General features: G+C 40.7%; 9 protein-coding genes. All 9 read left to right on the forward strand.

What is annotated here, in order from left to right; genetic code table 11:
- Nucleotides 1–82: 82 nt before the first annotated feature.
- Entirely contained in the window at nt 83–1,144 is a 1,062-nt protein-coding gene (locus NQ536_RS04825) for a type IV pilus twitching motility protein PilT (protein WP_004848860.1), read from the forward strand.
- Between the two features lie 226 nt (nt 1,145–1,370).
- The gene (locus NQ536_RS04830; RefSeq protein WP_004848862.1) at nt 1,371–2,582 is read left to right on the forward strand and encodes a type II secretion system F family protein; all 1,212 of its coding nucleotides are present in this window, start codon (nt 1,371–1,373) and stop codon (nt 2,580–2,582) included.
- Between the two features lie 203 nt (nt 2,583–2,785).
- On the forward strand, nt 2,786–3,238 hold the full coding sequence (locus NQ536_RS04835) for a type II secretion system protein (protein WP_004848864.1): 453 nt from the start codon (nt 2,786–2,788) through the stop codon (nt 3,236–3,238).
- A gap of 521 nt (nt 3,239–3,759) precedes the next feature.
- Nucleotides 3,760–5,379, forward strand: coding sequence for a type IV pilus assembly protein PilM (pilM, locus tag NQ536_RS04840; RefSeq protein WP_004848869.1), 1,620 nt, complete (start codon nt 3,760–3,762; stop codon nt 5,377–5,379).
- A 12-nt stretch (nt 5,380–5,391) separates the two neighbouring features.
- Nucleotides 5,392–6,144, forward strand: coding sequence for an acylphosphatase (locus NQ536_RS04845; RefSeq protein WP_004848871.1), 753 nt, complete (start codon nt 5,392–5,394; stop codon nt 6,142–6,144).
- A 35-nt stretch (nt 6,145–6,179) separates the two neighbouring features.
- Entirely contained in the window at nt 6,180–7,502 is a 1,323-nt protein-coding gene (locus NQ536_RS04850) for a type IV pilus modification PilV family protein (RefSeq protein ID WP_004848874.1), read from the forward strand.
- A gap of 3 nt (nt 7,503–7,505) precedes the next feature.
- Nucleotides 7,506–10,394, forward strand: coding sequence for a hypothetical protein (locus NQ536_RS04855; protein WP_004848875.1), 2,889 nt, complete (start codon nt 7,506–7,508; stop codon nt 10,392–10,394).
- A 12-nt stretch (nt 10,395–10,406) separates the two neighbouring features.
- Nucleotides 10,407–10,928: a prepilin-type N-terminal cleavage/methylation domain-containing protein gene (locus tag NQ536_RS04860; protein WP_004848878.1), complete on the forward strand. Its 522-nt coding sequence runs from the start codon at nt 10,407–10,409 to the stop codon at nt 10,926–10,928.
- Nucleotides 10,929–10,942: 14 nt separating this feature from the next.
- Complete coding sequence (locus NQ536_RS04865; RefSeq protein WP_004848879.1) at nt 10,943–11,821, forward strand: prepilin-type N-terminal cleavage/methylation domain-containing protein; 879 nt, start codon at nt 10,943–10,945, stop codon at nt 11,819–11,821.
- Nucleotide 11,822: the final 1 nt, after the last annotated feature.

Raw genomic sequence — 11,822 nt, forward strand, 5'->3', positions numbered from 1 at the left:
ACAACAAACGAGATATATAATAACAGGGATTATTTATATATATGAAATTATTAATGCAAAAGGGAAAGGAAGGGACAAGAAAATGCTGGATATGAAAGAACTGCTTGCTTTCTCCGTTGAGGAGAGAGCTTCAGATGTTCACATAGCTGTAGGAATACCACCTAAGCTTAGGATCAACGGAAAACTCACGGAGGTTGAGGTTCCGCCTCTTACACCGGCTGACGCAGCCGAGGCAATAGGTTCAACCATGAAGGACAGACATAAGGCGATACTTCAGGACAGAGGAGAGGTCGATTTCTCATTCGACTCACCGGAGACCGGACGTTTCCGTGTGAATGTATTCATGGACAGAGGAAACATGGCTGCCGCTTACAGACGAGTTGAGACGCAGATACCAAGACCAGATCAGTTAGGTATACCTAGAGAGGTTGTTGAACTGTACAAGAGAAAGAGAGGACTTGTCCTTGTAACCGGACCTACCGGATCAGGAAAGTCGACCACACTTGCTTCTATTATTAATAAGGCGAATGAAAACCTCACGGATCACATCATAACACTTGAGGATCCTATAGAGTACATACATCACCACAACAAGGCGATAGTCAACCAGCGAGAGGTTGGTATGGATACCCTCAGCTATGCGAATGCACTTCGTGCAGCACTTCGTGAGGATCCTGATATAATCCTCGTAGGAGAGATGCGAGATCTTGAGACTATCTCAACAGCTATAACAGCTGCCGAGACCGGACACCTGGTATTCTCAACACTGCATACGATTGGAGCGGCCAGTACCATCGACCGTATCATAGATATCTTCCCTACGAACCAGCAGCAGCAGGTAAGAGTTCAGCTTGCCATGGTTCTTGAAGGTGTCATATCGCAGTCATTGCTTCCTATAGCAAGTGGCAACGGACGAGTAGCAGCATTCGAGGTCATGCTTGCATCACCTGCTATACGAAGTCTGATACGAGAGGCAAAGACCCATCAGATCCAGTCGACTATCCAGACAAGCAGATCACTTGGAATGGTAACTATGGATGATTCACTCTATGAGCTATATGCGTCAGGCACAGTAACAAGAGAGACGGCCATGACATATGCTCAGGATCAGCAGTATCTGAGAAAGAAGATCAATGGACAGTAAGATACGGATATATGGTAAAATGAATTGCGATATGGCATAATGTGAAATAATTGACAAAGCGGTTTGTGCACATATTATAAAAAAAAACGTGCGAATAATTAAATGTTGATTAAATTTACGCAGTATAGTAAGATGTTTTACATATAGTTTATGTTGCAAAATTGTGCTTTTAACGCGCAGATACATGAAAACGTAAGAATATTAAGATTGGGTCGGAGGAGAGACAATGGCAGTATTTAATTACAAGGTTGTTGACAGAGATGGTAAGAACAAAAAAGGTACCATCGAGGCCCCAAACAGGGATGGCGCTGAGAAGAAGCTCAAGTCGGAAGGATATTCCATCATGAGCCTTACGGAGCAGAGCAGTCCACTTGGGGATATTGGATTATTTAAGAAAAAGGTAAAGTCAAGAGATCTGGGAGTGTTCTGTAAGCAGTTTTCAGCGGTCATCAAGGCTGGTGTTACGATTATCTCAGCACTGGAACTTATGGGTGATCAGATAGAGAACAAGACACTCAGAAAAGCTATACAGGATGCCCGTACATATGTAGAAAAAGGTGGAACTCTCGCTGATGCGTTCAGAGTTAACCCTGATGTATTCCCACCTATCATGATCAACATGGTTGCCGCAGGTGAGATGTCAGGTAACCTGGAGATATGTTTGGACAGACTGGTAGAACATTTCGAGAAGGATAATGCTCTTACGTCCAAAATCAAGGGTGCCATGACATATCCTATCGTAGTGCTTATAGTTATGGTTATAGTAATCATAGTAGTGCTGGTAGCCGTTATTCCTAACTTTGCCAGCATGTTCGAGGATATGGGAACACAGCTTCCACTTGCCACACGTATAATGATGGCCGCTGCGGACTTTGTGAAGTATAAGTGGTGGCTGCTCATCATCATCGTTGCAGCCATCGTATTCGGAGTTAAGTTCTTCAAGAAGACTCCTTTCGGTGAACAGCTTTTTGCAAATCTGGGACTTAAAGCACCTATATTTGGACCTCTGAATGTTAAGACTGCATGTTCAAGATTCGCAAGAACCATGAGTACACTTATGGCATCAGGTATCTCGATGATAGATGCAGTTGAGCAGGTTGCCAAGATGATGGATAACAAGATCATAAGAGACGGCTTGATGGATGCCAAGGTTCAGGTATCCAAGGGTGTGCCACTCTCAAAGCCACTCAAGGATATGGAGATGCTCCCACCTATGCTCTCAGCTATGACTAAGATCGGTGAGGAGACAGGAGATATAGAGGAGATGCTCAGCAAGGTTGCAGACTATTACGACGAAGAGGTAGAGGCGGCAACAAACGCGCTCACATCAGCTATGGAGCCAATCATCATGGTTATCCTTGCATGTATCGTTGGAATGATAGTTGCAGCTGTGTATGGTCCTATCATGAGTATGTACGATGCGATGGATCAGTACTAGAATCAGGGATGCAAGAGATACAATAGAGAGTATCATATGATATATATGTTACTATAGAGAGAGTATTTCTCGGGACTCCTGACCCGGAGCCGGGAAATACAATGAGTGATTAAGTCCGGTAGTACGAGGATACCGGTTTAATATAGTGCAAAAGCACAAACAACAAACAACAAAACGACATATAACAAAAGGAGAGTAAAATTATGAAGAAAAACAACAAAGGTTTCTCACTCGTAGAGTTAATTATCGTTATTGCTATCATGGCAATCCTTGCAGGAGCTCTTGCTCCAGCACTTATCAAGTACATCAACAAGTCAAGAAGATCAACAGATGTACAGAATGCTGATTCACTTAGAACAGCTCTTCAGACAGCACTTTCAGATCCAGATGCAGCAGATGCTGATTCAGCTAATGATACAGATATCCAGTCTGCATCGACAATTTCTGAGAGCGGAGATGCGTTCCAGAAAGAGGTATATTCGATCGTAGGCAAGGCATCACTTAAGACAAAGTATGCACCTAAGGGTGGTCCGGAATCTGGTAAGACATTTGGATTTGTAGTGGATCAGGCTACAAATCAGGTTAAAGTTTATGCAACAGATGATGCTACAACATATGAGCTTTCACCATCAACATGTACTGAGTGGAGCAAGTAATATAAGACGATAGTAAGCACTATCTCGAGTAAACAAAATGTGGATGTATCACATAGATTGTTATCTGATCACATATCTTTATTTCGCCTCGTAAGAATATGAAAGTGACAAGATGACATCAAGAAAAAACAAGATAAAATCCACATACATAATAAAGCTTGTTACGCAACAGGTGCCATGGGTGCCTGTTGCATAATTAAGCTTTTAGCGGTCAGGAGTGATATGCTTGCGGTGACGCCGGCCAGATGGCGGTGCAGAGCTCGCGGCAACGAAACTTATGGCGGCAGCTGGCTTACCTTGTGTAGCTGGTACTTATTTTTCTCGGTGAGTTTCTTCTATATAAAAGGGTCATTATACGGAGGAGATGAACTATTAAAAGGGTGACAGAATGTTGAACTTTATTCAGCAGATAGCCGGACAGTTCGGGATCTGTTGTGACAATTTCTATGAATGGGGTGAACAGCGGTAAGCTGGTACTCAAGCAAATACAAAACTACTGATTAGCGAGGGAGGCTATAAAAATGGCGAGTAATAGCAAAGTTTTAACAATCGACATTACAAATGAAAGTATTACAATCGTTGAAGTTACACCTTCAAACAAAAAACAGTCAACGATCCACAATGCTATCATCTTCGAGACACCGGAAGATGCCTATGAGGATGGAGTGATCAGAGACAAGGAGAGAATAGCAGAGGCAATCAAGTCTCAGCTCTCAGCAAATGGAATTACAAACAAGAACGCAATATTCGTTCTTACCTCTACAAAGATCGTTAACAGAGAGGTTCTTGTACCTTTCGTTAAGGAGAACAAAATCAAAGGAATTATTAATGCGAACTCATCAGAGTATTTCCCTGTTAATATAGAGGATTACGTGGTGTCTCACTCAGTTCTTGAGACCGTTACTGATGAAGAGAATAACAAGCAGCTCAGAGTTCTGGCAGTTGCAGCACCGGAGAACATGGTTAGATCGTACTACGATCTCGCAGCACTTGCAGGACTTAAGGTAGTAGCGCTTGATTATATTGGTAATGCGATGCTTCAGTTGATCAAGACTCAGACAACCGAAGCTATGACAACTATGGTAATCCAGTTGGGCAGTGAATCAACCGTGCTCAACATCGTAAAAGGAGACACACTTCTCCTTCAGAGAACAGTCCCATACGGTACAAATGTAGTAGTAAATGAAGTTATGGATGCAAAGGGTGTGGATGCTACAACAGCTATGACACTTCTGCAGAACGAGAGACTTCTGACAGTAGATTTCGATGATAATGCTATAACAGGAGCATTCAGATATCTCATCAACAACATCGGCCGTGTTATGGACTTCTTCACATCAAAGAACCCTGATAAGCCAATAGATGATGTATTCCTCACAGGTGATGGAGCACTCATCAAAGGTATAGATGGTCTTTTCAAGGTCCAGCTCAATGTATCGACAAGAGTAATGGATACATTGTATAATATTAAGTTTGATCCAAAGATTGATCTCAAGATCTACAATCCGGTATACCTTATGGTTCCGATAGGAGCAGCTTTTGATCCGATGGGATTTGAACTTGGAGAAGCAGGAGCAAAGGGCAGTGCAAGCAGTGTTGACACGACACCTCTTGTGATTGCTTTCCTGATACTTTCAGTGATAATCGCCGGAGGAGTTACAGCGTATTCGTTCATAGCGAAGAACAAGGCTCAGTCAGAACTCGATCAGGTAAACAGAGATATCCAGGCTATAAGTGATATTGAGAAGATAGTTACTGATTGTGAGAATGCACAGAACATCTATATGGATGCTGAGAACATGTACAGCTACACAGAGAACCTCAACGAGAACGTGGGTACACTCATCACAGAACTCGAGGACAAGATGCCGAAGGGAATCAGCCTCACAGCGTTCAATTCAACTGCTGACGGTGTAGACTTTACAGGCAACACAAAGACTTATGAAGATATAGCTGCATTCGCAATCAATCTCAAGGACATCGAGTGTATCGATAATACATTCATAGAGTCTGTAACAGAGAACAAGGATGCGCAGTCAACAGATGTCACATACGATTTTACAGTTAAGTGTATATATAAGGATGCTACAGCAGATGCTGATGCAGCAGAGACTTCAGGTACTGAAGTATCTGCAAATTAAGGAGGTACGGATATGGATTCAATCACAAAGGGTCAGAGAAATTTATTATTATTCATACTTGGTATAGCTATTCTTGTGGTTCCTATAAGGTTCTTTGCAATGGATAATTTTGGTGCCAAAAAGGATCTTGAAAGCCAGAAGAATGAGAGACAGACATATTATAATGAGCTGAAGGCAAAGGATGCCAACAGACAGCAGTATATAGAAGATACAGAAAAGTATACAAAGCAGTATCAGGAAGTTATAGCAAAGTTCCCTTCAGAACTCTATCAGGACAATACAATCATGTATCTCCAGGGAGTTAAGGATAAGTATAAGTTCAACTTCCCAAGTGTTACCATGGGCGAGGAGACACTTTTTTATACACTTGGTTCAGGTGCTGCAGGGGACGTGACAACTACAGATACGACAGTGACAACAGATGCAGCAACAGACGGCACAGCTTCAACTGATGGAACTGTTTCAACAGATGGATACAACTGCTATTCAGCATCATTCCCTGTTACATACGAAGGCGATTACAAGGATATCAAGGATGTGATCGACTATATCAAGACAGGTGATTACAGAATGACACTTGATGAGGTTACCATTGCATTTAATGATCAGACCGGAAAATATGAGGGTGATATGACCATCACATCATATGCTGTAAACGGCGAAGACAGAACAACAGATCATGCAGATGTCAATGTACAGATTGGTACAAACAACATCTTTGGAAACCCAACAGTCAAGTCAACAACATCAACAAGTGCTGAATAATAGATGTATAACACTGAATGGAGTGAATAAATTAAATGGTAAAATCAAATAATAAAGGCTTTAGTTTGGTAGAACTTATAATAGCTGCAGCCGTATTTGCCATTCTGGTTTATCCTATAACGAATGCACTGATAGCGGCCACCAAGACCACATCTACTTCGACAAAGAAGCAGTATGCGGTCGAGAAGGCCGAAGAAATAATGGAGAATTTCAAGACTGCAGACCTTGGTGATAAGGTTGCTCTTCCTGATGACAACGGTACGAAGACATATACATTTAATAAAGGAACGTCAACAAAAGAGAGTATATCACTTCCAAATTCAAAGACTGCATCATACACAGATACACAGTATACATGTAACGATATCTCAATCGGAAATAATTATGAGAAGTATACATGTACAGTAGATGTCAACGATGCAGCATATCAGGTTCTTAAGAATGGATATGTTCTTACAGGACTTGAGGGTGGTGCAACTTTTAAAAATGATGGCGGAACAGTCGTAAATACCAATATTACAGAGTCAGGTACGATCAGGAATCTTGACAGCAAGCAGTCAGCTATTATTGTAGGCGCAACTTACAATACAACGGCTGCCGGAAATAATCTGGATAATCTTGCTTACCAGTATTTCCTTGATGAGAAGCTTGCTTTACTTAAGGATTATGACGTGCAGTATAACCATTATCTTTCAGGTGGAGGTACATTCGACGAGGACCACTTCCAGAAAAATACGACTATAAAGATCTCAAAGCTTGGATCGACATATACAGTAGAATGTATAGTAGAATATACAGATTATACCAACGTATCTGTCATCAGATCAGCATATGTCAATTCAGGAAATAATGTATATAAGCCAACAACAACATATGGCGATGGCATTGTATATAAGAAGGAGTTTGCAGACAGCATACCACCTATATATCTGCTGTATGTTCCGGCTATCTATAATGGTGCTTATTGTACAACGGACAATATCACAGTAGATAAGAGTGGTGTATCAGAGGATGCCAAGATATATGTATTTGAATCTACAGCTGAGCTTAGCGATACATACAAGAAGATTATATGCGAACAGTTTGGCGTGAGCAATGTAGGAGATCTTACATATACAAATGCAAAGAAAAATACAAAGATGCAGGATGTTAAAGTTAGAGCAAAGCTTGCGCTTGGAACAGACGCAGACAGCCTGGACATGTTTGCAAACTTTGATTTTGACAACGATAATTCTGATTATAACGTAAAGAAGCTGACAGATGATGAGAGCGGAAATGTATATATGTATCAGATCACAGTTACTCTTACTGACAGCACAGGAAAGAAGACAGTAGTAACGGGAACAAGGGGGAAATAGCAGATGATTAAGAGATTAAAGAATAAGCTTAAGCATACTGATGATCATGGATCAAGTTTCGTTCTTGTAATTATTGCTACTACATTTATGTGTATACTTTCAGCTGCACTTCTCATGGGTGCGTTTATGACATATAAGCTGAAGTATTATAAGCTTAACAGTCTGAATAATTTCTATGAAGTTGAGACAGCTCTTGATGAGATATATGCAGGCGTGGGTGCTGCAACAAATGAGCATCTGTATTCAGCATATACCACTACAGCTGAGCTGGTTGTAGTATATGATCCTGCGACTAAGGAATATACGACGATCGACAATGACGAGGCTAATGACCTATTCAAGAAACTCTTCATGACAGGATTTATTGCAGATGTCAATTACAAGAATATCAAAAGTGTAACAGATACATTCCAGTCATTTATATCAAATGAGTATGATGCATCAACAAATCCGGATGGTATAAAGCTTGATACTACGAATCTTAAGCTTATTTATACAGATGAGGCTGGTAAGACATCAACACAGAAGTTCTCATCTGGAAGACCAAGAACAGAAAAAGAGGCAGGTTTCAAGAATGATAAGGTAAGGACAGTGACATTCAAGAATGTCTGCCTTAAGAGAACAGTTGAACTTACAGGTTCAGAAGCAGCTACAACATCGGGAGTATACGAGCAGTCGATCACTACGGATATAGTTCTTTCTGAGCCAGAGTACAATGTATCATTTGACACGAGTAGCACATCAAACAATTCTCTCTATGAATATGCAATACTTGCCGACATGGGAGTTGAAGTTGGTGAGGATGATGACACAATGGCCACAGATCTTCAGATAAAAGGTAATATCTATGCTGCGAGTGATTACTACAACAAGGATTACAATGATGTTTCTTCAACAAAGGTAACCGGTAAATATGACAGAACAAGTACTACTAAGTGGGGCAGTACATCTGAGAGTGCTTACTCAGGAATCTTTGTAAATGGAAAGAATTCCAAGCTGACGATGAATTCAGATGTTATCATATGTCCAGGTTCAGTTGCAGCGTATAATGGTGGACAGATAAGTCTTTCAGGACGTTCAGGCACTGTTTCAGAGCTTTGGACAGACAATATAGTGATCGGCGGTAAGGCGAGCGGTTCGATAAAAGCATCAGCAAATGCATATGTATTTGATGATACAGAGCTCAATGCAGAGAAAGCAAGCCTTAAGTTTACACAGGGTAATTATTTTGGATACAGCTACAATGCACAGGATACCAGAAGCCTGAACTACCTTAGAAAGTATGGATGGCTTGCAACAGGATACAAGCTCAGATCACACTTTAGTGACAGTGCGATAATCGTAAATGGCAAAGATTCTACATTGGATCTTGAAAAGCTGAATTCTCTGTATATAGCAGGTAAGTCTTATATTGAGTTTTCAAAGATTGCAGCATCAAGCGTTGCAGAAGAGAATAAGGTTAAGACAGCAGAGGATGAGAAGGATCCGAATAAGATCAAGGTCGACGATAATGCAGAATATGCATTCACAAATCTTACTGATTACTCAACAGGACAGTCTCTGGATGTAAAGACAAACCAGCTGATGTTCCTTACACAGTGGGCAGTTATAGAAGGTTCTGAGAAAACTGATCAGGATACAGGTATTACAACAGTAGAACTCAGATTTCCTAAGACGCTGTCAACAGATGTTGCGGATGCAACTGACAAGAATGCAAAGATAGAGGCACTTTATGGAGCTCTCAGAGATCCGGATTCAGACGACCTTAAGGTTTCTGCTATAAAGCAGACCGTGTCAGGACATGATTATTATTATCTCTACATTGAGCCAGGTGAGGATTCCAACGGCATAAGCAATGCAGAGAAGTTTGTTGAGACATACTATGATCTCCTCGGTGATGAACATGATGGAGAGTACTATACAAGCACACTGAATTATAATGTAAGAAATTATGAGAATTTCAAGGTTAAGCTTGTTCTTCCAACGCAGGATAAGATCAATGCGAGTGGAGCAGTAACAGCACAGAACAAGGATGACTCATTATTCCTTAGAAAGTCAACAGATACAACTATGGATGTGTCAAAGTCATTCGAGAGCGCATCAACCAGCAAGGTGTTTTCAGGCATACTTGGCAACAAGGGTACCGATGAGAATAAGAAGACTCTTAATGATCTTAAAGCAGATGCACTTAAGCTGTCAGGTTCAGGAACTGCAAGTGAGGAAGAACAGACAAGTACATTCCTTTCATATATGTATATCAATATGAAGGATCATCTGTCAGTTCTTAACAAGGTTGATGATGCAACGAAACTTACACAGAATGCGTGGGATATAGTTAAATATACTTCTTCGTCAGTAGGCTACATAAGTTCGTATGATAAGGATAAGGATACATATTCATATGACTACAGCGTGACACCGCTTAATAATTATGTTAATTATAATTACATATTATCAAATAACCTTACAATAGATAAGACAATGGGTGTTGCAGCAGATAATAGTGCAAAGTCAGTTATAATCAATTCAGGGGATGTAGTTGTTGGTGCAAATAATAATGATAGTTCATTCCAGGGAATCATCATAGCAGGTGGTGATGTAAGATTTGATAATTCAGTAAAGTCATTCAGAGGAATGATCATAACTGGTGCAAAGCTTATCATAGACCATAACATGACTATATCATCAGATGCGGCATTCGTGGCTAACTTCCTTGAACAGTGTTCAGAGAGTTCGGATGAGAATACAAAGCTTATAACGACGAATAACATACTCAAGAAATATGACTCGACAAAGAAAGAGGGTAACACAGAGGTTACAGGAGTATCCATATCTGATATCTCTTATGAAGATATTCTTGAATTCCAGAACTGGAAGAGAAATGTCGAATAGGGGGTGTAGAAGATGAAAAAAGAACTTAAGAATAATAGTGGATATACTCTGGTAGAGTTAATTCTGGTAATTGCAATCATTCTTATCATGTCAGGTGGTGCTATGCTGACTGTGTCGGCGATCAGATCATCACAGGCTACATCTTCTATGCAGAAGTTTGATGACGAGATAGCTACTCTTGAGATGAAGACAAAGTCGTTCAGCGTTGGTCAGGCTATAAAGATAGTTCAAAATGGAGCGAATTATGAAATCTATTATGGTACATGTACCGACAATGATGTAAGTACTTTTACAGCAGATTCAGCAGAAGCTGATTCAATACTTGAGAGAGTTTCTATTTACTATTCAGATAGCTATGACGCAGATGCGGTTTCGACACCTCTGACATCTGCAGTGATACTTGTCAGAAAGTCTGATGGGGAGATCTTATCAGGTTATGGTGAATACAAATTCTGTAAATATAATACAACAAGTAGCGTTGGCAGGGTTACTCTTAACAGGTACACCGGCGGACATACTTATGGTAAGAATTAGGGGGTGTGAAGAATATGTATAGAAAGAACAACAAAGGCTTCACATTCGTAGAACTTATTTTGTACATGGCAATACTTGGTATATTCATGGTGGCGGTTATGTCGCTTGTGGGTTCGACAGTTGCTTCACATAAGAAACTGAAATCCAGACAAAAGCTTGAGACACAGGCGAGTGAGGCTTATGACACTATAAGCGATATGCTTATGGGAGCCAGCAATGTCAGAATCAACGGAGATGGCTATGTAGGATCAGGTACTTCATACTCAAAGGTCACAGCAAGCTTCATAGTGCCTGATGACACTATGGAAAAAGCAGCAGCGGCAGGTAAGCTTACATATAAGAAAGGTCCTGCTGGTGATGTGACACAGGATATTGCTGTAAAAAGTGGTGCTGGTGTCTCAGTTACAAGCAGTACCACATGCTATGATATTTCTGATGTGAAACCTTTTGTCAATGAGGGATCTTCAAAGGATCCGGAGACATTTATAGACACAAAATACCTGTGGATACAGTATTCGTCTTCGCTTAGCGAGACGGCATATTGTACCATCGGATATGATGAGACTAATAAAAAGCTGTATATATACAGAAATCAGTTAGCTGATACAGCTCGCGAACAGGCTGAGGCATTTCTTAAGAGCGGTGATGACGGAAAGGTTAGAGCGGCGAAGGCAGTCCTTGATCCTTGTACCAAGTTTGTCGATGTAAAGACAGAGAAGGGTACGGTTTTGGCTAACAATGTTGAGAGTTTCAGGCTTCAGGTAAATCCTGATGATGGAAGTATAGCAGTCACAATTGGCTTAAAGGATTCAAAGACAGACGAGAAGTACGAAGTAACAAGTGTTGTAGGTCTTAGAAATTCATTTGTGCTGAAGAAGCATGAGTGGAACTAGT

It is taken from the genome of Coprococcus eutactus (assembly GCF_025149915.1).
GTDB classification, from domain to species: domain Bacteria; phylum Bacillota; class Clostridia; order Lachnospirales; family Lachnospiraceae; genus Coprococcus; species Coprococcus eutactus.

What these genes read in the sequence shown, in the direction of transcription:
- NQ536_RS04865 (WP_004848879.1), top strand. Translation starts at nt 10,943, where the DNA reads ATGTATAGAAAGAACAACAAAGGCTTCACATTCGTAGAACTTATTTTG.
- NQ536_RS04845 (WP_004848871.1), top strand. Translation starts at nt 5,392, where the DNA reads ATGGATTCAATCACAAAGGGTCAGAGAAATTTATTATTATTCATACTT.
- NQ536_RS04855 (WP_004848875.1), top strand. Translation starts at nt 7,506, where the DNA reads ATGATTAAGAGATTAAAGAATAAGCTTAAGCATACTGATGATCATGGA.
- NQ536_RS04860 (WP_004848878.1), top strand. Translation starts at nt 10,407, where the DNA reads ATGAAAAAAGAACTTAAGAATAATAGTGGATATACTCTGGTAGAGTTA.
- pilM (WP_004848869.1), top strand. Translation starts at nt 3,760, where the DNA reads ATGGCGAGTAATAGCAAAGTTTTAACAATCGACATTACAAATGAAAGT.
- NQ536_RS04835 (WP_004848864.1), top strand. Translation starts at nt 2,786, where the DNA reads ATGAAGAAAAACAACAAAGGTTTCTCACTCGTAGAGTTAATTATCGTT.
- NQ536_RS04830 (WP_004848862.1), top strand. Translation starts at nt 1,371, where the DNA reads ATGGCAGTATTTAATTACAAGGTTGTTGACAGAGATGGTAAGAACAAA.
- NQ536_RS04825 (WP_004848860.1), top strand. Translation starts at nt 83, where the DNA reads ATGCTGGATATGAAAGAACTGCTTGCTTTCTCCGTTGAGGAGAGAGCT.
- NQ536_RS04850 (WP_004848874.1), top strand. Translation starts at nt 6,180, where the DNA reads ATGGTAAAATCAAATAATAAAGGCTTTAGTTTGGTAGAACTTATAATA.